Below are 23,263 nucleotides of genomic sequence, written 5' to 3' on the forward strand. Positions count from 1 at the left end.
GTGATTCGTGGCTGATGATTCTAAAGTGGTGACGCTGACTGACCGCGCAGGTTCCGGCTATGCGGGGTATGGTAATGTTATAACCGAAGCTGATCGGGCGTTGTGGCGTAAGGTTTATGCAGAGCGTGCCCAAGACGCATTCCAACGGGGTGAGCGTGCTTTAGCATGCAATGACCTTGCGGCGGCGCGCTTTTGGCTGGAACGTGCAGGACGCATGGCGCGTATGAGCCCTAATGTTACATGGGCTTTGGCGCTTGTGGATATGCGGACGGGTCATTTTAATGACGCACTGCATAAAATGAAGGATTTAGAAGAGCGTTTTCGCTTGCGGGAAGCTGCCTTTTTGGCCGTTGTTTGTCTGGTCCGGTTGCAGCGATGGGAGGAGGCGTTACAGAAATTACGCCATGCCTTATCCGTCTCTGTGATTATGCCTGACCTGCATCACATTGCAGATCATGTGGTGCGGGTGGCCCAGAAGCCAGGTTGGTGTTTCGCGTCAAATGCGGGGTATGTCCATGTTGTTGCCGAAGGGCGTGTGACGGTTACGCTTGACGGTGAGTGTGTGAGTATTGGCCAATCTGGCCAGCATAAATTACCTTCTGGATGGGGGAAGGCGCGCCATATTGCTGTGAAGCTGCGGGGGCGTCATCTTGTGGGTAGCCCTATTGATATTGGGGCATTGACGCGTTTTGAATCGCTGGCGACGGTTGATGCTGGGTGTGTGTGTGGTTGGGCATGGTTTCCTTCTGAGCCGGAGCATGATCCACGGTTGCGCTTGTGGGACGGTACTCTGTGCGCGGCTAGTGGCAATGCAGAGACGATTGAGAGTGACGTGCCGTTGGCTCGCCCGCGTGCGTTTCGCGTGCCGATACCCGCCGCATTGGTCCATTCTGCTACTCTTTTAGCGCTTTATGATGATCATGGGCGTATGCTGACAGGAGCGCCATTGCGGGCGGATCTTGGGTCCTTAATGGAGGGGCCGTCAGATGCGCTATTGTCTGATATGCGGCCGTATCCGGTGCAGCAGGTGGAACGTTGTGTCGGTGTTGAAAGAGAGCCGGTACAGGGGTGTTGCGTCGTGATTCCGGTGTATCGGAATTATAGAGTCACGCTGGATTGTCTGGAGAGTGTGCTGGCAACCGTATCGGCGCAGACACGGGTCATCGTGGTGGATGACGCGACACCGGAAGAAAAATTAGCGCGTGCGTTGGATGATTATGCTGAGCAGGGGCGTATTGAGCTTGTACGTTTAGAGCAGAATCGTGGCTTTCCCGTTGCTGTGAATATGGGGTTGGCGCGTGCGGTTGGGCATGATGTTGTTTTATTAAACAGTGACACGGTTGTGCCGCCAGGGTGGTTGGAGCGTTTGCTGCGGCGGTTACATGTTCATGGGGTTGGGACGGTTACGCCATTCAGTAATGATGCGAGCATTTTTTCGTATCCGTCGGTTGATGAACCAAATCCTGTACCGTCGGTACGTGAAGCCTTTGGGTATGATCGATTGTGCCAAAAACTCTTTCGAGAGGATGAGGCGAATGATGATGCGCCGACGGCAAATGGGTTCTGTATGGCCATTTCTGCCCAATGCTTGCGTGAGGTTGGCTTTTTACGTGAGGACGTGTTTGCGCAGGGATATGGTGAAGAAAATGATTTTTGTTTGAGGGCGCATAGGCTGGGTTTTCGGCACCGTATGGCGCCTGATGTATATGTTTTACATCGTGGTTCTATTTCTTTTGGAGCCGGTAAGCGCTGGCTTATGGCGCGTAATTTAGACATCCTGAATGCTCTGCATCCCGGCTATGAGGCATATGTTGCTGATTTTCAGCAGCGTGACCCTTTTCGGGGGTGGAGGCGGCGTTTGGATCAGGCGCGGTTAGGGCGTGACGTTTCGGCGCATGGTCCTGCGGTGGCTATGATTGTTCATGCTGGTGGTGGAGGGGTAGAGCGCGTTGTGCGCGAACGCGCCGCAGCGTTTGAAGGTAAAGGTCAGGCGGCTTACGTGCTGCGCCCTGTTGAGCGGGGGTGTCATGTGACGCGGCCGATGGCTACGCGGGATACGAAAAAAGTTGAGCCGCTTAATTTTGTGTTTGATTTGCCGGATGAAGAAGCGGATCTGGTCGCTGCGTTGTCTGCTCTTGGTGTTCAGCACATCGAATGGCACCAATTAATTGGACATGCAGAGTGCGTTCGGACGCTGCACGTCGCGTTGGGTGTGCCGTATGATGTGTTCGTGCATGATCATGTATGGTTTTGTCCGCGTGTTTCCTTGTTGGACGGGCATGGGCGTTATTGTGGTGAACCTGATGTGGCGGGGTGTGAGCAATGTGTGGCGCGTTGGGGGGACGTTTTGAATGAAGGGCTGTCTATTGGAGAGCGCTTAGCGCGTTCAAAGTATGAATTTTCAAAGGCGCGGCGTTGTATCACGCCATCACACGATACGGCGCGTCGGTTCAAACGTCATTTTCCGTCTACGAATTTTATCGTGGAACAATTGGAACAAAATGCGGCTTTTGAGGGGAATTCTGAGAGAAATATACCCGGCCCTGTGCCTGGGCGGGTATTAAAATTGTGTGTTGTCGGTGGGATAGGGCAATGGAAAGGCTATGATGTTTTATTAAACATGGCCCGCGATATTCGGTTCCACTCTCTTCCTGTGAAGATAATACTTGTTGGACATACTCCAAATGATGATGAATTAATGTATGAAGGTGTAATTGTTACTGGTGAGTATAAAGAGGATGAGGTTTATAATCTTATTAAAGAATATAATCCTGATATTGGATTTATCCCGTCAATTTCACCTGAAACATGGTGTTATGCGTTGAGTATCCTTTGGAAGGCGGGTTTGGAGGTGATGTGTTTTGATATTGGAGCGCAAGCGGAGAGGGTGAGAGAGAGAAAGGGGGTTATTCTTCCGCTCGGTGCATCTTCATTACAGCTTTTGCATTTTATTTTATCGCGTTGGTATCGCTTAGTTTGAAGAGAATGGGTTTACCCGACTGTAAAGACAGTTAGACTAGGGTGGGTAGATGTGAGAGTTTCATTTTCTGGAGAGATACATCTCTTTGAATATGAAGTATTTCATGTGTGTCTATCGCTTTTGGCTTTAGTGTGGCTGCTTGAGTTCCGTAATGATGCCCGGATGTGTGGGACCTATTGGGAGTAAAGAATGACAAATTCTGAAGAAACGTCTGGGCCAAATCGGGTTGTTGACCTGAAAGCCAGTGCTCGTCTTATGGTGTTAGACGCAGGCGTATTTTGTATTTTCCATCCTCCTGGGCAGCCCGATTCGGGGCCAAGCGGTTTGCCTGGCGTACGTATTTCACGTGCACCAGCGACACCTGCTGGTTTGGTCAACATCAGCACGTTTGATGAAGATGGCTGGATTGGTGGGAGCAAGGGGGCTGCCCTTGTACGGGTCTTGCGTGGTCCGGCCGCAGTGTTGGTGACGACGTATCAAGATCCAAACCATGAGGTTGGTGCGCCTCAGTTACAGGTTGTGCAGTTGGCTGGGGCGACGGAAGTGGCTTCCACCCCTGTTGCGGCTGAAGCGCCAGCGTCTTCTGCCGCAGCTTCCACTCAAGAGCTTGAAATATCGGCGCATATTCAACGCCGTGGTGATGTGGGTGGTGTTATTGGTGAGTGGATGGGTACTCCGGAGAGCCAGTCATGGATTGAAGGCTTTGCTGTTGCACCTGTGGGTAACATTCCGGCAACGGATATTGAATATCAGGCAGTGCTTGGTAAGGGTTGGCTCTCCCCTTGGGCAGAGGGTGGTCAATACTGTGGTTCACGCGGTATGGCCTTGCCGATTTTGGGGCTGCGTGTAAGGCTTAAAAATGGCTCGGCAGAAACGCATGAAGTGCGTCTGACGGCGACATTTACCGATGGTACGCGCTTGGGCCCAGTTGACGGTTCTACAGCCTTGGAAGCAGAAAGCTTGGCACCTTTGGAGGCCTTCTTATTGGAAATTGTTCCGTCGTCAGCCGCTAAAAAAGCTGGCAGTGCAACCACTGAGGAAGCACCAGTGAAGAAGCCGCGCGCGTCCGGGCGACGGAAAGCTGCTTCTAGTAAATAATCTGTTCTCCCCAACGTGCTCTTAGGTGTGCGTTGGGGTTTATGATGTACGGCTTTATGTAAAGAGGCAGGCCTTGTTTGCTTCTTGGTCAGGACATTTACGTGCGGTACCTTTTTGTTCATCAAAATTTTCCGGGACAGTTCCTACATTTTGTTCGTCATTTGAGTGCGCAGGGCGAGCATGAGATTGTTTTTATTTCTGAAGCAAATCAGGGGGATATTCCTGGCGTCAGGCGTGTGATTTATCGTACTGAGCGTGAGCCTGCGGAAGTGACGCATCCCTATTTGCATGAATTTGAGCGCGGTTTACTGCGGGCTGAGGCGGTTGCGCGCTCTGCGCGGACGTTAAAAAGTCTTGGCTATGTGCCTGATATCATTATTGGTCATCATGGTTGGGGCGAGCTTCTTAATCTGGTTGACGTTTTCCCAGAGACGCCCATTTTAGGTTATCTTGAGTTCTTCTATCATTCTGACCGGAATGATGTTGGTTTTGATCCTGAATTTCCGTCGAGTGGGGATTTGCCGTCGCTCGTGCGGATCAAAAATTCGATCAACCTTCAGGCGTTAAATTTGCCGAACAGTGTTGGCCAAACGCCTACGGTGTTTCAAAAGCAGACATATCCGACATGGGCGCAGTCCCAATTAGCACTGCTGCATGAAGGGGTAAATTTAGACGCTTGCAAACGTGATGGGCGTTTGAGAAACCGTAATTTGACGATTGCTAATGTCACCATTGGCGCTAAAGAGCCAATGGTGACTTATGTGGCGCGGAATTTGGAGCCTTATCGTGGCTTTCATATTTTCATGCGTGCTTTACCCCAGATACAGGCTGAATGCCCTGACGCACGTATTATTCTGATTGGTGGAGATGGGGTGAGTTATGGTAACCCACCGGCGCGTCACACGAATTGGCGCGAATATATGCTGGCGGAATTGTCGGGCCAAATTAATCTCGACAAGGTACATTTTGTTGGTCATCTCCCTCACGATGATTTTCGCACGCTGATTAAGCGTTCGGATGCCCATGTTTATCTGACATATCCTTTTGTTGCTTCATGGTCATTACGGGAGGCTATGGCGGCCTCGTGCCCTATCGTTGCTAGCGATACAGCGCCTGTTCGTGAGTTTATCGAAGATGGTGTGACGGGGTGTTTGGTGCCGTTTTTAGAGCCGCAGCGCGTTTCAGGAGCCGTTGTTGATCTTTTACAAGATCGCAGCGCGGCCCGTCGTTTAGGGGCGGCGGCGCGTCGTTTTGCTGAAGAAGAGCTCTCAATGGAGCGGTATATCGCACGTTATGACGAGTTGGTGCGTCAGATTTTAGCTGGGAAACGTTCCTTCTAAGAAGGATGACCCGGCCCGGGAGGAAGTGGGCTGGGTCATTTTATGTGGGCGAATACACGCTATTGAGCGTGCCAAGACGCCCCATTGTTTTTGTATTGCACGTCATACTCTTCTACAAACTGGTCAAAGCCAGCCTGATTATCAATACGCATTGACGGCAGTAGAGCATCAAGTTGAAGGCTTTGATAAAGCGCACGGCTTACGGCGCGGTTTAGAACGCCAGGGCCTGTTTTGAAGGCAATATAGAGACCCGGATGGCGGAACATATTAGCCCAAGCGGTCATCATGGCGTTGGTGATGATAGGGCTGGTTGGTGCTGCGCCGAAAAAATCATTATGCAGGACGTAATTGTCCGTCGTGAATAATTGGCAGCTCGTTTTGATATCTTTAAGCGCTTCCCAGGAGGGAGAGGATTTTACTCTGAGATCAGCATCCAGCCACCAGCCGCCATGGGTCAGGATAACGTGTAGGCGGAGCAGATCTGCACCTTCAGCCGGGTGGCGGACGTTCAAGAAGAGGTCTTTTGCTTCTTGTCCATAATGGTCATACAGCCAGTCGGCAGCGCTGCTTTGGTCAAAAATCGTAAAAGCATTACCAAGCAATTCACGATGGTATTGAATGTTAGCCTGAATTTCGGGCGGTGGGTTTTTGTCCCAGTACATGTACAGATGATGAGGGATGCTCGGAGTAGAAGAAGGGAAGCCTGTGTCTCCGAAAGAACGAATCCAGCCTAAGGCAACCTCAAGATAGAGACGATCAATTTCTTCGCCTGAGTGGAATTCTTCAAAAGCATTCCCTATGAGCGCGAGGCTTTTTTCTGGGTTATGCTCCTGCCAAGCCGCATGGATCCCTCGGATGTAGTTTGCCATGGCAGGAGAGTACGATGTTAATTCTTCGACTTCGTGTTCAGGTAAAGGCTGTGCAGCTTTTAGGAGGCATAATAGGCGCACCTGCAATAATGATTGTGGGAGTGGATATTCGGTTTGGGATTTGCCGTGCAGGTCAAAGGCGCGGCGGTAAAAAGAGGAGGCTTCAAAAACTTTATTGTGGATATGAAGAATGTTGGCAATTGCGAAGGAGTGCTCGACAGTATCTGCGCCATGGCGTTCCAGATAGGCGGCTGCCTGTCCATCTCCGGCAAGGTCTGTCGGGCTTGGAGAGGAAGATTTGTGCAGGCTTTGGTCGTCATTTTCGCTCATGGACTAATCTTCTTCGAGTGTATGCGTAATTATGTTTTTTGAAGTTAGCAGATAATTCTTAAAAAAGCTTGAGTGCAATAAAGAGTTCTTTGAATTTTTGAGGCTATCTCGGCATAGATGATTCGGTCATGATGCAGTCACGTGTTAAATTTAACTCTTCCGGCACATAAGGCGGGTCTTGCTTTCCTGTCGCGGTGTTATGGGGCTGAGTGGGCGAGGGGAATTTTGATGTCTCAAGAATTACTTCCTGGATTTAAAGAGGTGCTGCAGGAGTGGATATTGAAAAAAGCACCAGATCGTGCTCCGCAGCGTGTCACGGACGCTGATGTAGAAGATATCGCACGCGCTTCGATTGAAGCGTTACATCAGCGCGTTGTTGGAGATGGCTGGGGCCGCCTTGAAATACTGACGCAAGGTTGGTTGGTGCAGCGTCAGAAGGGGCAGAAGCCTTCGGCTCTGGGAGAAGAAGATTTTCGTGCCTTCACGCTCATCGTTTTGCACGGATTGAGTGCGCCTCGGGGGATAACGCCAGTGGCAGCGCATGGTGTTGAAGGTGATGAGCCTGCTGAGGTCACGGCTCAAGACGGTGAGGCTGAAGATATGTTCCGTTTTGCGCGGGAGCATCTTGCGCGTGCATTATAAAGTCACGGCTTTATAGATGGGCGGCCCATAATGTGGGCCGCCTTTTTTTATTTACGCAGTGTACCAAGAGGGAAGCTGTTGTTTGTACGGCGTGTCGAATTCTTCGATCATGTCATTGAATTTATGATGATCGAAAATTTCAATTTTCTTTGCGGGTGGGTTTCCAAGTAAGCTGCGATGAGCGATGCGGTTTAGTGCGCGGTTGAAAACGCCAGGGCCTGTTTTATACGCGATGAACAATCCGTGGTGTAGATAACAATTGCGGTAAAGTGACAATAAGCAGTCCGTCAGAACATCGTTATTGGCGACTGACCCGAAGAAATCATTATGTACGACGTTATTGTTGGTCAGGAAGAATGTTGCGCCTGCAGTGCGGGTTGCCATGAATTTGAGCGCATCTGAGTTTTTGACGCGGATATCAGCATCCATCCACCATCCGCCGAGCAGTTGGATGACATGGACGCGTAAGAAATCGGCGGCTTCAGCCGGGTGGCGTGCAGAGAGGAAGATGGTGCGCGCTTCAATACCGTAGTGCTGATAGAGCCATTCCGCCGCTTCTTCTTTGTTGAAAAAATGTGTTTCAAAATGCGGGATGTTTCTGTGGAGCTCAAAGTTTTTCTGAATTTCTTCAGGTGGGTTTTTATCCCAATACATGAAGAGCTTGCGCGGTATCTGCCCATAAACACCTTCATCAGCATTGGGCTCGAAGGGGGAGGGTGAGGCTCGACGGGCGATTTCGAGCGCGATGCTATCGATTTCTTCGCCAGTGTGGAACTCATCATAGGCATTGCCGATGGTGTTCAGAGCGTGTTGCGGCTCTGCTCCTGACCATGCTTGCGCTGTGCCGTCGATATAGTTGGCGAAGGGGATATTGAGCGCGCGCAGTTCCAGCAGTTCTTCTGGAGGGATAGGAAGCCCTGCTTTCAGGCGGCAGAGCAAGCTGACTTGCAGCAATGTCTGCGGGAGTGGGTAATAATTTGGCTCTTTGGGGTGAAGATCATATGCTTGGTGGTAGGCGCGCGAAGCTTCTGACACATTGCGGTTTGTGTGCAAGATATTCGCGAGAGCAAACGCTGTTTCAACGGTGTCTGCGCCATTTTGTGTGAAAAATTCGCGCGCTTGGTGATCCGCTTCGGGCAGGTCGTCTAATGTCAGGCGCTGTGGAAGAGATGGCTCTGCTGGTGCTTCGGCAGGCGCTTCAGTATGGGGTTCCACGACTGGCTCATCGGCCGGGGAATGATTGTCTGATGGGATGGACGTGTCTTGATGGGAGACATCTGTTGCTGCGTCATCGCGCAACGCGTCCCATTCAGAGAGATCCCAATTGGAATTGTTATCACCAAAACCCGCTGCAGAGACGCTCATGCGTGTTTTCCCGTCAAGTGTTTGTTAAAGTTCGAAGCATTCAAAGAACGCAACGGACTGATAAGTTTATTGGTAACCCTCAAAAGAGAGCGGGGCAAGATTATGAAAAGGCGGATAGAGCAAAACTCTACCCGCCTTTTTATGGTGACATACAGAAAGTGTTTCTAAAAGAAGAAGAGCGTTATTGTGTGCAGTGATTGATAATTTTTCTTCTTTTAGGGGAAAGACACTTTATGCAGAAGGCTCTTGTACGTGTGCTTCTAAGAACCAAAGGTCTTTATCGAGACCGCGTGACACTTCCGTGAAAAGATCGGCGGTATCATCATCACCTGCTTCGGCGGTGATAGTAATGGCCTCACGTACGTTGTTTGCTACGATGGCATAGCGCTCGATGAGTGCTGAGATATGGTCGGAAATTTTGTAAATATCGGTTGGGTAGGCTGGGCATGATGATGATTGAGCAACATTTTGCACAGTGCCGAAGGCCGTTCCGCCGAGTTGTACGGCGCGTTCTGCGACAGTATCGACAAAACCGTCGACGCCGGTACGAAAGCCATCGAGCATTTCGTGGACGCCAATGAATTGTGGGCCTTTGAGATTCCAGTGTGCTTGCTTAATCACGAGCGCAAGGTCAATCAGATCCGCTAAACGCGCGTTGAGCAGTTCAATGGAAACGTTTTTGGTGTTGTCCGCAGTATTGTTCTTCGTGGCGTGACGATAGGAACTGACAGTCATGGTACGTTGTCCTTTTCAAGCTGCAATACACTTAAACACGTTGTGTTGTTTCACCAGAGGTCAAGGTCTCTGGGTCTTCCAGTTCAAAGAAAGGCTGTTGATCAACCCGGAAGAAGCGTGAGTAAGCGGGGTCTTGTTTGAACAGTGGTTCATGCTCCCAACGGGTGAGCATGGTTTGAGTTTCTAGGAAGAAGCGTGTTTCATGCTCGGGACGGTCATCGCTGCCGCGGCTTAAGCTTTCATGGTGCACAGCAATAGAGTCGGCACTGAAAATGATGCGGTAGCCTGCCTTGCGAATCTTTAGGCAAAGATCAACGTCATTGTAAGCAACGGTGAGATGTTCATCATCAAAACCGCCGACAGCGTCAAAAATATCTTTGCGTACAAGCATTGCTGCCGCTGTCACCGCAGTTACTTCATGCGTTAACATGGCTCGGCCGATATAGCCGTAGTCGTTGGCTGCAATGCCACGTTGAGTATGGACCGCAACAGCAGGAGCACCGACGGCCACGCCAGCATGTTGTACTGTATTGTTGGGGTATAGAAGTTTTAAGCCGACGGCACCAATGTCTGGGGCAGCTAGAGCTTCGCTTACGGCAATGTTAAGCCAATTTTTTTGCTCAACAAATACATCGTTATTTAAGAATAAAATAAATGGTGATGTGATTTTGGATGCGGCTTTATTATTAATGAGGGAATAATTGAACGGTTCTTCGATGCGAAGGGTGCTAACTTTTTTATTTTTTTGAATTTCTTTTAAATATTCTAAAGTTTCTTTTTCTGTTGACCAATTGTCTGCGAGGATAATTTTGAAATTTTTATAGGATGTGTATTGTAAAAGTGCATCAACACATTGACGTGTTGTTTCGACTTGATCACGGAATGGAATAATAATGGTGACTTCAGGTTGTTCGGTGAGCGTGTATTGCGCACGATAAACTGTAAGATTGTTAATCGATGACACTTTTACTTTGTGTTTTTTGCGTGTCAGGTGGTCTTTCACGCAGCGCACACCCGCATCAACAGCATATGTTTTATTGGCTACGGTTACCGCTGTAGAATTGGGGGTTTTGCGCCAGTGGTAAAGCAGCTCTGGAACGTGGTGAATCTCGTCAGGCGTGAGTATTTCGGTAGCTCTAAGAACAAAATCATGATCTTGCGCGCCGTCATATTGCTTTGACAGATGACCGACTTTGCGCATGGTTTCTGTATCGATCATCGTGAGATGACAAATGTAGTTGCAGCCTAGAAGGTAGCGGTAGTTAAAATCAGGTTTGAAGTTTGGTTCTAGATAGTAGCCCGCTTGATCAATTTTATCTTCATCAGAATAAATAAGCTTAGCACCAGTCTTTTGTGCTGCGCGCACCATAACCTCTAGCGCGATATCTTCCATTAGGTCGTCATGGTCGAAAAAGACAACATACTGGCCTTGGGCAGCATCCATTCCGACGTTCGTAGCGTTTGAAATGCCTGCATTTTGGGTGAGTATAATGGGGCGGATGCGCGCATCTTGCTGGGCAAAACTATTGATAGTTTTGGTGGTTTCGGCTGACTTCCCGCAGTCATCAATAATGATGAGTTCCCAGTTGCTGTAAGTTTGGTTGAGAACAGACTGGATGGCGGCCTCAAAATCGCTTTTGAGCGGTCGGTACGTTGGGCATAGCACCGACACGAGTGGTTGCGGTGGCGTCCCGTGTTGTGCTGCATAGTCACGTTCTTGTGCGGCAAGTACGCGGCGCAGTGGATAATAGCGGCGTGCCCAACGATCATAATCTCTGAGTGTATCAGGGCGTTTGGGAATGAGTGAACGGACATCTTTGCGGAGAGTGCTTAACTCGCGGTGCAGGCCATCAATAACATTTATGAGGTTCACCAATCGTGTTTCTAAAGCATCATCTGTGACCGTGCTGATGATGGGGGTGCCGGGGATCGTGAGTTTGTGGGGGAGTGTAATCACTTCAAAGTGGTGAGGAGCACTGCCACGGAAATGCAGCGGAATGGGAAGTTCAAAGCCGCAGTTTGGTGAGCATCCTAACGTGGCGGCAACATCTCCGCGATACAGGTTTGCGCGGGCTTGAGATGCTGGTCTTCCGTCCACGAGGAGGGAGACCGTGACGTCGCCCTCTAGGTCACCGCTTGGTGAAAGGCGCTGTAGTGCCCAGCCACGCACAGTGCCGTGTGTAATGCCGTCTGCGTGGCTGACAATTTCAGGGGTGTAGTCGAGTTTGAAGGTGATTTCGTCATGTGATGGTGCTGCGTCTTCTTCAGTAGGTGACGGTAGAAGAATGGGGCTGCGGTCTGGTAGCCGAAGTGACAGCGTGTGTGGCTGGTTATCGTGAAAGTGAGGGGGGATGGTAATGTTAAGGCCATGGTTTCCATGGGGAAGTTGGAATGCGTTTTGAACGTCTATTCGTGCTTCGTTGCAGGTAACCTGAAGTACTTCTTGCTGATCTATAAGAACATGGACGGTTACTGGTTTGAGTGTTCTTGTGTCAAATGCCCAGCCAGAAATTCTTTCGTTTTTAATTTTATCAATGTTTGATATAAAAATACTAGATATTTGTTGTGGTGAATTATTTTCTATCATGGAGAATTATACCTTCTTTTTTAAATGTATTGTTAACTTTTCGGGTTTTTGTTTTTGCCGATGTTGTTGAGTTCTGATTTTCCCAAAAGACAATAATGATATTTCTATAAGAGCGTCAATTCACGTGCATATACAAATTGATAGGCTTTTTATTGTGAATGGAGGTTATTTTCTAGATGACATAAATCTTTCACTGTGGCGAGCGAACCTTGAGGTTGTGTCTTGTGAGAAGGGGCGGTAATGCCTCAATAAAAGCGGCTTTTGTCGCCAGCATGACGCCTGAACTTAGATGTTAGAGCCTAACCAGCATGACCCTTGCCCCTACTAGGCAGACCGAGACTTCTCCTTCTTCTTTCGAAAAAGAAGAGAAAAAATCGGGCTGGACAGATAGTTTTTTTCACGTGCTCGTCGGTGGGAGCGCCCTTGTGGTGTTGCTCGTGCTGGGTGGGTTGGTGCTTTTGATGGGATATGGCGGGCGAGAAGCTTTTCATATCTTCGGGCTAAATTTTGCGTTTCACAATGTGTGGAACCCAGTGACGAATGAATACGGCGCTTGGGCTCCTTTGTTTGGTACAATTATCAGCACACTGATTGGTGTGATGATTGCGATTCCCTTGGCGTTCGGGACGGCCTTTTGGTTGACGGCTATTGCCTCACCTCGTGTGTCTTCTGTGATCGGGATGGCCGTGCAACTGCTGGCGGCTGTGCCGTCGATCATCTTTGGTATGTGGGGCTTTTTTACGATCGTTCCGTTTGTTGCGCGTCATATACAGCCATTCTTAACGCATCACTTTCGGCATACGCCCATTCTGGCACCGCTCATTCATGGCGCCCCTTTTGGCACGGGGCTATTAACGGCGGGGCTTGTTTTGGCGGTAATGATTGCGCCGTTTATGACGGCTGTGATGCGCGATGTCTTTAGTGCTGTGCCGCCGATGTTACGTGAAAGCGCTTATGGACTGGGCGCAACGCGTTGGGACGTTATGCGTAAAATTGTCGTGCCTTGGTCGCGGTCAGGAATGATCGGGGCTGCCGTTTTGGGCATGGGGCGTGCTTTGGGTGAAACGATGGCGGTAACCTTTGTGATTGGTAATGTCACGGATGTCGGTTGGTCCGTATTTGCCCCACGCAGTACGGTTGCTTCTTTGATCGCGCTTCAATTCCCTGAAAGTCCGGCGGGTTCTGTTCGTTTATCGTCGCTGCTGGCGTTAGGATTCATCTTGATGTTGCTCTCATTCGTTAGTTTGGCTCTGGCACGTACGCTCCGTGGAGATACGAAATGAGCGACATAACTTCTAAAATTGATGGCTGGGCTCCCAACCCTCGTGCGGCGCGCCGCCGTCGTTGTGATATGCTGGCAACGCTGTTTGGTATGGCGGCGGCGGGTATTCTGGTGCTTGTGCTGGCGTCTATTCTCTGGACTTTGCTGTTCAATGGTTTGGCGGGTTTATCTGTCGCGGCTTTGATTAAGCCTATGGGCGCACCGGGGTCTGGTGGTGGCTTGGCCAATGCGATTATTGGTAGTTTGATCCAGACATCTATTGGTCTTTTGATTGCTACTCCGCTTGGTTTGGGCTGCGGCATTTACCTTGCGGAATATGGCTCAAAACTGAATCGTTTTGCATCTTGCGTACGTTTTATTTCGGATGTTTTGATGTCGGTGCCATCTATCTTGGTCGGGCTTTTTGTCTACCAGGTGCTCGTGGCTCCTTTTGGCCATTTTTCGGGACTAGCGGGCTCAGTGGCGTTGGCTATTTTGGCTGTGCCTATTATCGTACGTACGACAGAAGATATGCTGCGCTTGGTCCCAGTGGCCATGCGTGAGGCGGGAGCAGCGCTGGGTGCGCCACGCTGGCGGGTAACGGTTTTTCTGTGCTTGCGTGCGGCAAAGGCGGGCGTAACGACCGGTATTCTCTTGGCTTTGGCGCGTGTGAGCGGGGAAACGGCTCCATTATTGTTCACGTCCCTTGGTAACCAGAATTGGTCGTTGAGCTTGAACAAGCCGATGGCGAGCCTACCCGTTACGATTTATCAATATGCTGGTGCATCTTATGACGACTGGGTGCAACTCGCATGGGCAGGCGCACTTTTGGTCACATTGGGTGTACTTGCGATTAACATTGCTGTCCGTATTTCAGCACGCCGCGGATAATTGAACAGGACACTGACATGACAGATACTCAGCAACCGGCCGCTCCGCAGAATGCTCTTACGGTCCGTAATCTAAACTTTTTTTATGGGCAGCATCATGCGTTGCATGACGTCAATATCGATTTCCCCGCCCGTAAGGTGACGGCGATGATCGGTCCCAGTGGGTGTGGTAAATCTACGCTGCTGCGGATTTTTAACCGCATGTATGACTTATATCCCGGCCAACGGGCCGAGGGTGAGGTCATGTTTGACGGCCGTAATCTTCTGGAAAATGGGATTGATCTGAACATCATGCGTGCTCGGATTGGGATGGTTTTCCAAAAACCAACCCCTTTCCCGATGTCGATTTATGATAATATCGCTTTTGGTGTGCGTCTTCATGAGCGTTTGACGCGTGCGCAGATGGATGAACGGGTGCAGGATGTATTGACGCGCGTTGCCTTGTGGGGTGAAGTGCGGGACCGTCTGCATGCGCCAGCGAATGGTCTGTCAGGCGGGCAGCAACAGCGTTTGTGTATTGCGCGCTCTATTGCAACACGCCCTGAAGTGTTGTTGTTGGATGAGCCAACTTCTGCGCTGGACCCAATTTCTACGGCGCGTATTGAAGAACTTTTGGACGAGCTTAAGGAAGAGTTCACAATTGTTATTGTGACGCATAATATGCAGCAGGCTGCGCGTTGTGCAGACCAAGTTGCATTCTTCTATATGGGGCGTCTGGTTGAAGTGGATACGGCGGATCGGATCTTTACCAATCCACGCCAGCAACAGACGCAAGATTATATTACCGGAAGGTTTGGATAATCATCATGGTTGACAGGTCCCATATCGTTAAAAGCTACGAGCAGGAGCTGGGACAGCTTCGTTCGATGGTATCACAAATGGGTGGTATTGTTGAAAATCAGGTGGCGCTGGCGCTGTCTGCGATTGCTGAGAAGAATGAAGAAGCCGCGAGCAGTGCAACGCAGCAAGACCCTGCTGTAGATGCTCTTGAGCGTGATGTGGAAGCTCTTGCTATTCGTCTCTTGGCGCTGCGAAGCCCCATGGCGAGTGATCTGCGTGAGATCGTAGCTACGTTGAAGATCACGGGGGATTTGGAGCGTATCGGGGATTATGCATCGTCCATTGCGCGCCGTTCATTGCGTATTCGTAGTGCGAATGAGCAGATCACATTGACGGGTCTGCGCTCTATGGGGCGTTTGGTGCAGGACAATTTGCGCCGCTCTATTGATGCGATCACGCAGCAGGATTCGAGCCGCGCGATGGAGGTCTGGCATTCAGACCGCGCTGTTGATGAGTATTATACAGCTCTGTTTCGTGAGCTCGTCACCTATATGATGGAAGATCCGCGTAATATCCGTTCTTGCACTGAGCTTTTGTTCATTGCGAAGAATTTGGAGCGAATTGGTGATCATGCGACCAACATTGCTGAGCGTGTTTTTTATGCGGTGACGGGTGAAAACCTTCCGGCAGTTCGCCCTCGTGGCGGGATTGCGACGACGGAAAACATCGTGGATGTAACTGACCGGTGAGTGGCTCAACAGCTCTGCGTGCCAAGGGGCTCATTCTTGTTGTTGAGGATGACCCTGCGCTGTCTATGATGATGCGATATAACCTTGAGCAGCGAGGTTATCGTGTTGAAATGGCATCTGATGCGGAAAGTGCATTGGAGTTTTTAACGACGTCTCGTCCAGACGCTGCTGTGTTAGATTGGATGCTTCCCGGCTTGTCCGGGTTGGACTTGTGCCGTCGGATTCGTAGTAATCCGGCATTGCGTGACCTGCCTGTGTTGTTGTTGACGGCACGCTCTGAAGAGCAGGATGCGATACGTGGTTTGGATACTGGGGCAGATGATTATCTCATTAAGCCGTGCAGTATCGATACTTTGGATGCGCGTTTGCGGGCGTTGTTGCGTCGTCATCAATCTTCATATGATGTTTTGACGTTTGCTGACATTACATTGGACCCTGAAACGCATCGTGTGGAGCGTGGCGGGCGGCTCTTATCTTTGGGGCCTACGGAGTATCGGCTTTTGGATCTGTTGATCCGTAATCCCCGTAAGGTGTTCTCTCGGGAAGATTTATTACGGCGGATTTGGGGGCAGAATATCCACGTCGAGATTCGTACGATTGATGTGCATATCCGGCGTCTGCGCAAGGCCATTAATGGGCCTAATGAGGCGGATCTCGTGCGGACAGTACGCGCTGCGGGTTATGCGTTGGATGACGGGCCAGTCGTCCAAGAAGGTGGTTGATTAAGTGAAACCGCATGGGTTGTCTCTCGCTCTCAGCAGTGGTGACCCGCTGTGGTTTGGAATTGTTCTACTCACCCTGGCAGCGCTCATAGGCTGGGGTGTGGCGTTTTCTACGCTCCGTCGTTTGCGTTATGTGCGTGGGTGCCTGACGGCGCAGCAAGAAGTCATGCAGAATAACCGCGATGAGGAGCTGCCGGAGTTACCCATTGATGGTTTCCCCGGGGCCGTTTTGTTGTTGGACACATTGGGGGCGCTGATACAGGCGAATCGGGAAGCTGTTTCTCAATTTGGGGATAGTATAGGGGCAATTTTGCGCCACCCTGCTGCGCGTGGCGCTTTGTCTGCGGCATTGCGCGCGGAAGCGCATGCGCCAGAGGGCACGCCGCCTGTGTGCTCGACAACGTTTACTCTGGATGTTCCCATTAAGCGTACGATGTTTTTGGCGTTACGGCATATTCCGAGTTCTAAACGTTTGAATGACCGTATTTTGGTCGTGTTGACGGACCGGAGTGAAGCGCATGCGCTTGATCGTATGCGGATTGATTTTGTAACGCATGCAAGCCATGAGCTACGGACGCCTCTTGCATCATTGAGTGGCTTTATTGATGCCTTGCGCAATGGTGGTGCGAGTACAGATGATGCTGTAAGGCAGCAATTTTTGGACGTTATGGCGCAGCAATCTGCGCGTATGAAGCGCTTGATTGATAGGTTACTGTATTTGTCTCGTGTGCAAGCGCATGAGCATCAGAAGCCACAGAATGTTGTGGAAGTCTCTGATCTTATGGCGTTGGTGTTGGATGAGGTTGCCCCACGTTTTGAGGGGGAAGGCTACGCTCTTAATTTTGATATTGAAGACGATTTATTCATTCACGCGGATGAAGATGAATTGGTTCAGGTGATGCTGAACCTGATCGAAAATGCGCTACGTTATGGCAAACATGATGATAAAACCCTGACGGTCACGTTGTTGGCGCGACGGGCTATTGAGCAGGATGACCGTTGGCCTACAGAGGGTGGTGTTGTTTTGAGCGTGAAAGATGATGGGCGCGGTATGGAGGCGCATCATTTGCCGCGTTTGGCGGAGCGTTTTTACCGCGTTGTTAACGCGGAACAAGCCAAAAGAGCGCAGGGCTCTGGGCTAGGCTTGTCCATTGTGCGGCATATTATTGACCGGCATCAGGGGCGTATGCATATGGCGAGTGCCCCTAATCAGGGGACGTCTTGTCTTGTGTGGCTGCCGCCTTCGGTGGGGGATGTAGGGGCTGATCGCGTCTCTTGTTCGGTCGGCTCTGCCAGTGCGGAAGACGGTGAACTGGCAGAGGTTTAGAGCTCTTTACGTTTACTGTGTGCGTGAGCGCTGAATAATCCACCAGCCGCCGGCTAAAAGAAGGGCGATGAGCGGAATACTAGCGACGGTGTAAGTGCCTGATGGGTAATCAAAGGCCATCATGACCACGACAAAGCCAAGGAAACCAAGTGTAGCCCAGTTACTGATGGGGGCACCTGGCATGGCGAAGCCGGTAGGGGCAATGGTGCCTTGTTTGATGGCGGCACGGAGGCGCATGTGTGATAGCAGGATGCTGGCCCATGTGCCGATAATGCCGATGGCTGCAAGATTAAGGACGATTTCAAAGACTTGAGACGGGATGAAGTAATTCAGAAGAACGCCTACGAGATAGACGCATAATGTCGCGAGAATGCTGAAATAGGGGACGGAACTTTTATTCATCCGCGCAAAGGCTTTTGGGGCTGACCCGCCAAGGGCGAGTGCACGGAGGATGCGGCCGGTTGAGTACAGGCCAGAATTAAAGCTGGAGAGAGCGGCTGAGAGCACCACGATGTTCATGATGGTACCAATGCCGGGGATACCAAGCTTTTGAAAAAACGTAACAAAGGGGCTAACGCCGGCGTGGTATGCGGTCCAAGGCAGTAAGCAAACGAGCAGGACAACGGATCCGACATAGAAGAGGCCAATGCGCCAAATGACGCTATTGACGGCTTTAGGCAGCACACTGCGTGCGTCCCGGCATTCTCCTGCTGCGGTACCGATTAACTCAATGGCGGAATATGCGAAAACAACGCCTTGCATGAGCATTAATGCAGGGAGAATTCCGTGAGGGAATAAGCCGCCATTGCTGGTGATGAGGTGTAGGCCCGTATCTTGCCCCGCAACGGGGTGGCGGCTGCCGAGAACCACAATGCCAACAATTAAGAAAATGACGAGGGCGACCACTTTAATGAGGGAAAACCAGAATTCCATCTCACCAAAATATTTCACGCCGATCATGTTCATGGTGCCAACGATTGCAAGAGCACCAAGGGCAAAGACCCATTGAGGAACGACAGAGAAAACAGCCCAATAATGCATATAAAGGGCGATAGCGGTGATATCGACGATGCCGGTTGTCGCCCAATTGAGAAAGGAGAGCCAGCCAGAGACATAGGCGGCTTTCTCGCCTAGAAACTCGCGGGCATAGGTCACAAAGCTGCCGCTTGTGGGGCGGTACATGACCAGTTCTCCCAAGGCGCGCAAAATCAGAAAGCAGAAGGCACCGCAAACGGCGTAAGCGATAGCAAGCGAAGGTCCTGCCATTTGAAGCCGAGAGCCTGCGCCTAAGAAAAGGCCGGTACCGATGGCCCCCCCGATGGCGATCATCTGGATGTGACGGCTGCCCAGATCCTTATGGTAGCCCTCTTCACTTATGGAGTTATCGGGCATTGTATTGGTAGGCGGAACGGGGTGAGACGTCATTTGTTCATCCTGCTGTGAACACGTAGGGCAATGAGAGTGCATGCGGCCGGTTTCCTGCCGGTCATGCTTGGCTGATATGCTTCTAGCGCATGAACCATAGCCGAAATGATCTCATTGCGCGTGGTGTACGATCAAAAAAAGAACCTATTTCACGATTTTTTTTATGAATTGTGTTCTATTTGGCTCCAAATAGGCAGAAAAATTATAACTCAATGTTATTGGCCAGGGCCTTTTGGAATGCAGGCAAAATTTTGTGTGCTGAGCTGATGGCATGCGGTCGTCGCGCTATGGGCATCAAGGCCAGAGAGGCGTGAACGCCAGAGTGTACGGCCATTGATGTTAATGGCTTGGACTGTGGCTTGTGTTGATTGAAGCGTAGAAAAGGCGGCTTGTCGGGCCATTGTTGCGGCAAAACGGGCCTGTCCTATGCTGTTAAAGGCACCAACTTGTATACTCCATGTGCCGTAATGCGAGGCTGGGGACGTGTTTGGTGTGGTGTGTGATGGTGTTGGCGTAGTGGTGGGGCCTGTTGCTGCATAGGTTGGTGGGAGGACGGGTGTTGCATTGCTGGGTGTTGGGGTCGGCGGTGCGAGTGTAGGAAGGGGAAAGGAGCAGCGATCTGACGAATCATACGCGGCATTAGGGTCACACTGTACGGTGGAGACGGGGGCTGGGAGGTTGTCTGTCTCGGCAGGGGTAGAGGCGACGGGTGTATAGGAGCGCTTTGCCCATGCGGTGCGGACGGAGTTTGTATTGTCGTCTGGGGCGGTATTGACCGTTTCCGAGGTGACGGGGGGAACGTCATTCAGGTGTGGGCTGATGGCTGCGACATAGGCCACCGTTTCATGGGGGAGGGGGCGGGATTGGTTGAGATAGGCTTCTAATCTTTGGGGGCCAGCATTATAGGCTGCGAGGAACGCTGGTGAGCCATATTTGCGTGAAAGAAGAGCGATATATTCTGTCCCGGCGGCGATGTTGTCATGGGGGTCGTAAGGGTCTGCCCCAAGGTTAAGGCGGTCCTGCATGTCGGCATAAGTTTGGGGCATGAGTTGCATGAGGCCCATGGCGCCTGAGCTTGAGGTGATGGGTTGACCGTCTAGGTATTCGTGCCCTCCGGATTCTTGGTGCATGACGGCACGTACCCAGCTTTCTGGCACGGATGAGTGCTGTGACGCTTCGTGGATGTATGGTCCCCACGGGTCTGCAGCAGTGCCGGGGGCGCGATAAGTGGGGTTTGCCATGCTGTAGCGGTCATAAGGGGAGCGGTGGCTTGCGCAGCTTGTCAGCAAGAGGACCGACAAAAGACCAATATATGATGCGTGCAAGGAGGTGATTGTATACCTAAAGTTAACCTTTCCACCGCATGATAGGGCTCTGTGCAGTGCAAGGGCGAGCAAGCGGTGGCGATAGGTCCAGACATGAAAGAGCAAAGCGGCGCGTCGAACACAAAACGCAAATTTGCCGTTATTAGCGCGTGCGTTGTCGTGTTGCTGTGTGTGCTTGGAGTCTTGGGTTTTCAAAAAATGCATCAACCACCGCCTGCGCGAGATGTCAAAAAGTCAGCCTTAACCATTCTGTCTATTCCCACGATTATGTCGAACCTTGATACGGGCGATGGGCGGGCGCGCTATGTCAAAATTACAGCACGCGTTCAAACCGAAGGGACGCCAGATGCTGCAAAGATGGCTCTTGTGATGCCGCAAATTCAGGATGCTTTCCAGACATGTCTTCACGGTATGAGGCCAGATGAGATGGAAGGGGTTGGGATTTATCGTTTGCGGGAAACCATGTTGGTGCAGATTGAAAACATTATGGCACCGCTTCCGGTGAAGGACCTCTTCTTTGTAGAGGTTTTGGTTCAGTGACGGACCAAGGAGAAGAGTTTCCCATCGGGCAGGGGGATGCTGAGATGCCCGTGCCGCGTAATGCGGTTTCGCTCGATGACTTTGGTTTCAGTGATGATGATGAACATGATGGGCGCATCCTGAATCAAGCGGAGATTGATAGCTTATTTGGTGGTGATGCTGCGTTCCAAGGAGATGAGCGTGACGAAACGGGGCTGACTCGTTTGATGAGTTCGTCTCACGTTTCTTATGAACGTTTGCCGATGTTGGAGGTGGTCTTTGACCGCCTATTGCGGATTTTCACGACGAGCTTACGCAATTTTACGAGTGATAATGTTGAGCTCTCAATGGATCGTTTGGGGTCACAGCGTTTTGGGGATTATTTGGATAATGTTTCCCCGCGTTCGACCTTTGTCGTGTTTAAAGCAGAGGAATGGGATGGCTACGGTATTCTCGTTCTAAATTCATCGCTGGTTTATAGCGTGGTGGACTCTCTTATGGGGGGGCGAGATCGTGGCCAGTCCGTGGGGGCGATGCAGGCGGCGGACCGGCAAGAGGGGCGGCATCATACAGCCATTGAGCGGTCTTTGGTTGAACCATTGGTCCGTATGATTTTGAGTGATCTGTCGATCAGTTTTAGTCCGCTTTGTGCGGTGAATTTTCGCTTTGAACGTTTGGAGCTAAATCCACGATTTGCGACGATTTCGCGGGCGGCGAATGGTGTGGTGATGGCGCGTTTTGGGATCGATATGGATGGGCAGGGAGGCGATATTGATCTGATTTTACCGCATGCCACGTTAGAGCCTGTACGCGATATTCTCTTGCAGCAATTCATGGGCGAGAAATTTGGTCATGACGGTATTTGGGAAAATCATCTCGCTCAAGAGTTGTGGCAAACTGATATTACTTTTGATGCTGTGCTCGAAGAGCAGGTTATGGCGTTAAGCGATATTGTTTCACTGTCACCGGGCGATCAGTTGATGATGCGGCGTAATCCTGACGGGAAAGTGCGCTTGCGATGTGGTGATAAAACCTTGTTCCAAGGGCGCGTGGGAAAAAAGCAGGGTAATATAGCCATTTGTATAGAAGATGTTTTTATGGGGCGAGATACAAAACTACAAAATAAAAATTATGTATAGAGTGGTATAAAAGACATGAATTCACTTCAGAGTTTTCTTGAATTGTCTCTTATTTTTATGCTTCTGATCACGCTTTTTGTGTGTTTACATTTGGGGCGTTCGTTGAGGGCATTGCGTCGTGACCGTACAGATTTGGATAAAATGGTACTGAACCTGCGGCAGTATAGCGAAGACGCTCAAAACGGTATTAATCAGTTGCACAATTCTAGTGACAGTGTTGGGCGCGCGCTGAGTAAAATGGTGGAAGCAGGGCAGGTGCTGAAGCATGATTTGATAGGGCTGTGTGAGCGCTCGGAAGCGCTGGCGTCGCAGTTGGAGGGAAGTGTTTTCCAGAGGCGCGGCTCTGACATATCAGGGGATAGTCCCGGGCGTATACGGCATAAGGCTACAGCCATAGGCGTGGCAGAGGGGGCTGGTGGTTTCGGTAAAAGCGCGGCGGAGCGTGAATTGCTGAGGGCATTACGGCAAAAGCAAGGATAACGGGCGATGCTTTTGCGTGTATTGTATGGTGCCAGTACCGTCATGATGCTTTTGATGGGTGTCATGGTGTATGATCTGGCGTCACGCTGGTTGGATGTGGACGCTCTGCCTGTTGTGGCGGGAGCGCGTGCAGAGGGCATTTCAGAAGGTGCATTGGCGTCTGTGCCGTCTTCTGGGCAACGCAAGAGTACTCGTCATGATGTGATGGTGCAGAATGGTTGTGCAGGCGGGGGGTGTTCAGGGCCGTTCACCGCAGCTCCTTTAGATCCGGTTTTGAAAGTGTCTTTGGCGGAGCGTGAAAAAGCACTGGACCGTCGGGAGCGTGCTTTGATGGATCGTCAAGCCGTGATTGAAGTGGCAGAAGCTGAATTGCAAAAGAAAATGGCGGCATTGGAGGAAGCGCGCAGCCGCTTGGATACGAGCCGTCAGCAGACGGCACGTTTGGTGGACCAAGATGCCGATCGCTTGGTCAAAATTTATGAAGCGATGAGTCCTGTGGATGCTGCGGCTATACTGAATATCATGGATCTGAGGATCGGCGTTGGCTTGTTAAGCCGTATGACACCACGGAAAGCCTCAGCCATCTTAGAGGTTATGTCTCCGCAGCGTGCGATTTTGGCGACGCAGCTTTTGGCCAATACGCATAATCAACCTGTACCCCTGACGGCGCATAACGGATGAGGCATATTGGGTGGGTCTT

20 protein-coding genes are annotated in these 23,263 nt (G+C 50.8%); 14 read left to right on the forward strand and 6 right to left on the reverse strand.

The features are described from left to right. The first annotated feature begins 7 nt into the window (after positions 1 to 7). From NTH01S_RS00100 to NTH01S_RS00110, 3 genes are all read left to right on the forward strand, one after another. The gene (locus tag NTH01S_RS00100; protein WP_157070804.1) at positions 8 to 2,980 is read left to right on the forward strand and encodes a glycosyltransferase; all 2,973 of its coding nucleotides are present in this window, start codon (positions 8 to 10) and stop codon (positions 2,978 to 2,980) included. Positions 2,981 to 3,169: 189 nt separating this feature from the next. Beyond that, a complete protein-coding gene (locus NTH01S_RS00105) occupies positions 3,170 to 4,078 on the forward strand; it encodes a hypothetical protein (protein ID WP_068167572.1) in 909 nt (302 codons plus the stop codon). Between the two features lie 101 nt (positions 4,079 to 4,179). Continuing rightward, entirely contained in the window at positions 4,180 to 5,418 is a 1,239-nt protein-coding gene (locus tag NTH01S_RS00110) for a glycosyltransferase (RefSeq protein WP_068168077.1), read from the forward strand. A 59-nt stretch (positions 5,419 to 5,477) separates the two neighbouring features. Here NTH01S_RS00110 and NTH01S_RS00115 read toward each other — a convergent pair whose 3' ends face one another. Beyond that, positions 5,478 to 6,617 (reverse strand): glycosyltransferase family 32 protein, encoded by a 1,140-nt coding sequence (locus NTH01S_RS00115; protein WP_068167574.1) that lies wholly within the window; start codon positions 6,615 to 6,617, stop codon positions 5,478 to 5,480. Between the two features lie 279 nt (positions 6,618 to 6,896). Between NTH01S_RS00115 and NTH01S_RS00120 the strand changes: the two genes are divergently transcribed. Continuing rightward, positions 6,897 to 7,259 carry a hypothetical protein gene (locus NTH01S_RS00120; protein ID WP_245642002.1) on the forward strand — a complete coding sequence of 121 codons (363 nt, stop codon included), beginning with the start codon at positions 6,897 to 6,899 and terminating at the stop codon, positions 7,257 to 7,259. A 51-nt stretch (positions 7,260 to 7,310) separates the two neighbouring features. Here NTH01S_RS00120 and NTH01S_RS00125 read toward each other — a convergent pair whose 3' ends face one another. From NTH01S_RS00125 to NTH01S_RS00135, 3 genes are all read right to left on the reverse strand, one after another. Then, positions 7,311 to 8,624 carry a glycosyltransferase family 32 protein gene (locus NTH01S_RS00125; protein WP_245642004.1) on the reverse strand — a complete coding sequence of 438 codons (1,314 nt, stop codon included), beginning with the start codon at positions 8,622 to 8,624 and terminating at the stop codon, positions 7,311 to 7,313. Between the two features lie 231 nt (positions 8,625 to 8,855). After that, on the reverse strand, positions 8,856 to 9,359 hold the full coding sequence (dps, locus tag NTH01S_RS00130) for a DNA starvation/stationary phase protection protein Dps (protein WP_068167578.1): 504 nt from the start codon (positions 9,357 to 9,359) through the stop codon (positions 8,856 to 8,858). 31 nt (positions 9,360 to 9,390) lie between these two features. Further along, the gene (locus NTH01S_RS00135; RefSeq protein ID WP_068167580.1) at positions 9,391 to 11,946 is read right to left on the reverse strand and encodes a glycosyltransferase family 2 protein; all 2,556 of its coding nucleotides are present in this window, start codon (positions 11,944 to 11,946) and stop codon (positions 9,391 to 9,393) included. Positions 11,947 to 12,254: 308 nt separating this feature from the next. Here NTH01S_RS00135 and pstC point away from each other — a divergent pair, with 308 nt between their 5' ends. The 6 genes from pstC to NTH01S_RS00165 are packed head-to-tail and all read left to right on the forward strand — an operon-like array spanning position 12,255 to position 17,675. After that, positions 12,255 to 13,229 carry a phosphate ABC transporter permease subunit PstC gene (pstC, locus tag NTH01S_RS00140; protein ID WP_068167583.1) on the forward strand — a complete coding sequence of 325 codons (975 nt, stop codon included), beginning with the start codon at positions 12,255 to 12,257 and terminating at the stop codon, positions 13,227 to 13,229. Further along, positions 13,226 to 14,098 carry a phosphate ABC transporter permease PstA gene (pstA, locus tag NTH01S_RS00145; protein ID WP_068167584.1) on the forward strand — a complete coding sequence of 291 codons (873 nt, stop codon included), beginning with the start codon at positions 13,226 to 13,228 and terminating at the stop codon, positions 14,096 to 14,098. Before pstC ends, pstA begins: the two co-directional genes overlap by 4 nt. A gap of 17 nt (positions 14,099 to 14,115) precedes the next feature. Continuing rightward, entirely contained in the window at positions 14,116 to 14,898 is a 783-nt protein-coding gene (pstB, locus tag NTH01S_RS00150; RefSeq protein ID WP_068167585.1) for a phosphate ABC transporter ATP-binding protein PstB, read from the forward strand. A 5-nt stretch (positions 14,899 to 14,903) separates the two neighbouring features. After that, the gene (gene phoU / locus NTH01S_RS00155; RefSeq protein ID WP_068167587.1) at positions 14,904 to 15,626 is read left to right on the forward strand and encodes a phosphate signaling complex protein PhoU; all 723 of its coding nucleotides are present in this window, start codon (positions 14,904 to 14,906) and stop codon (positions 15,624 to 15,626) included. After that, positions 15,623 to 16,348: a response regulator gene (locus NTH01S_RS00160; RefSeq protein WP_068167589.1), complete on the forward strand. Its 726-nt coding sequence runs from the start codon at positions 15,623 to 15,625 to the stop codon at positions 16,346 to 16,348. Before phoU ends, NTH01S_RS00160 begins: the two co-directional genes overlap by 4 nt. 4 nt (positions 16,349 to 16,352) lie before the next feature. Continuing rightward, positions 16,353 to 17,675: a sensor histidine kinase gene (locus NTH01S_RS00165; protein WP_068167591.1), complete on the forward strand. Its 1,323-nt coding sequence runs from the start codon at positions 16,353 to 16,355 to the stop codon at positions 17,673 to 17,675. Between the two features lie 12 nt (positions 17,676 to 17,687). On the opposite strand, the gene NTH01S_RS00170 is transcribed toward NTH01S_RS00165, so the two are convergent. Both NTH01S_RS00170 and NTH01S_RS00175 read right to left on the reverse strand, forming a co-directional pair. Continuing rightward, positions 17,688 to 19,100: an amino acid permease gene (locus NTH01S_RS00170; RefSeq protein WP_068168084.1), complete on the reverse strand. Its 1,413-nt coding sequence runs from the start codon at positions 19,098 to 19,100 to the stop codon at positions 17,688 to 17,690. A gap of 215 nt (positions 19,101 to 19,315) precedes the next feature. After that, complete coding sequence (locus NTH01S_RS00175) at positions 19,316 to 20,425, reverse strand: lytic transglycosylase domain-containing protein (RefSeq protein ID WP_245642006.1); 1,110 nt, start codon at positions 20,423 to 20,425, stop codon at positions 19,316 to 19,318. 93 nt (positions 20,426 to 20,518) lie between these two features. Here NTH01S_RS00175 and NTH01S_RS00180 point away from each other — a divergent pair, with 93 nt between their 5' ends. From NTH01S_RS00180 to NTH01S_RS00195, 4 genes are read left to right on the forward strand one after another with little or no spacing between them, the layout of a single operon-like run. Then, positions 20,519 to 20,965, forward strand: coding sequence for a flagellar basal body-associated FliL family protein (locus NTH01S_RS00180; RefSeq protein ID WP_068167593.1), 447 nt, complete (start codon positions 20,519 to 20,521; stop codon positions 20,963 to 20,965). Then, the gene (fliM, locus tag NTH01S_RS00185; RefSeq protein WP_245642008.1) at positions 20,962 to 22,083 is read left to right on the forward strand and encodes a flagellar motor switch protein FliM; all 1,122 of its coding nucleotides are present in this window, start codon (positions 20,962 to 20,964) and stop codon (positions 22,081 to 22,083) included. Before NTH01S_RS00180 ends, fliM begins: the two co-directional genes overlap by 4 nt. Positions 22,084 to 22,098: 15 nt before the next feature. Further along, on the forward strand, positions 22,099 to 22,563 hold the full coding sequence (locus NTH01S_RS00190; RefSeq protein ID WP_068167595.1) for a DUF6468 domain-containing protein: 465 nt from the start codon (positions 22,099 to 22,101) through the stop codon (positions 22,561 to 22,563). A gap of 6 nt (positions 22,564 to 22,569) precedes the next feature. Further along, a complete protein-coding gene (locus NTH01S_RS00195) occupies positions 22,570 to 23,244 on the forward strand; it encodes a MotE family protein (RefSeq protein ID WP_068167597.1) in 675 nt (224 codons plus the stop codon). Positions 23,245 to 23,263 lie beyond the last annotated feature (19 nt).

The organism is Neokomagataea thailandica NBRC 106555 (genome assembly GCF_001598495.1).
GTDB lineage: Bacteria > Pseudomonadota > Alphaproteobacteria > Acetobacterales > Acetobacteraceae > Gluconobacter > Gluconobacter thailandicus_A.

What these genes read in the sequence shown, in the direction of transcription:
- pstA (WP_068167584.1), top strand. Translation starts at nt 13,226, where the DNA reads ATGAGCGACATAACTTCTAAAATTGATGGCTGGGCTCCCAACCCTCGT.
- pstC (WP_068167583.1), top strand. Translation starts at nt 12,255, where the DNA reads ATGACCCTTGCCCCTACTAGGCAGACCGAGACTTCTCCTTCTTCTTTC.
- pstB (WP_068167585.1), top strand. Translation starts at nt 14,116, where the DNA reads ATGACAGATACTCAGCAACCGGCCGCTCCGCAGAATGCTCTTACGGTC.
- phoU (WP_068167587.1), top strand. Translation starts at nt 14,904, where the DNA reads ATGGTTGACAGGTCCCATATCGTTAAAAGCTACGAGCAGGAGCTGGGA.
- NTH01S_RS00170 (WP_068168084.1), bottom strand. Translation starts at nt 19,100, where the DNA reads ATGACGTCTCACCCCGTTCCGCCTACCAATACAATGCCCGATAACTCC.
- NTH01S_RS00105 (WP_068167572.1), top strand. Translation starts at nt 3,170, where the DNA reads ATGACAAATTCTGAAGAAACGTCTGGGCCAAATCGGGTTGTTGACCTG.
- NTH01S_RS00115 (WP_068167574.1), bottom strand. Translation starts at nt 6,617, where the DNA reads ATGAGCGAAAATGACGACCAAAGCCTGCACAAATCTTCCTCTCCAAGC.
- dps (WP_068167578.1), bottom strand. Translation starts at nt 9,359, where the DNA reads ATGACTGTCAGTTCCTATCGTCACGCCACGAAGAACAATACTGCGGAC.
- NTH01S_RS00125 (WP_245642004.1), bottom strand. Translation starts at nt 8,624, where the DNA reads ATGAGCGTCTCTGCAGCGGGTTTTGGTGATAACAATTCCAATTGGGAT.
- NTH01S_RS00195 (WP_068167597.1), top strand. Translation starts at nt 22,570, where the DNA reads ATGCTTTTGCGTGTATTGTATGGTGCCAGTACCGTCATGATGCTTTTG.
- NTH01S_RS00180 (WP_068167593.1), top strand. Translation starts at nt 20,519, where the DNA reads ATGAAAGAGCAAAGCGGCGCGTCGAACACAAAACGCAAATTTGCCGTT.
- NTH01S_RS00190 (WP_068167595.1), top strand. Translation starts at nt 22,099, where the DNA reads ATGAATTCACTTCAGAGTTTTCTTGAATTGTCTCTTATTTTTATGCTT.
- NTH01S_RS00135 (WP_068167580.1), bottom strand. Translation starts at nt 11,946, where the DNA reads ATGATAGAAAATAATTCACCACAACAAATATCTAGTATTTTTATATCA.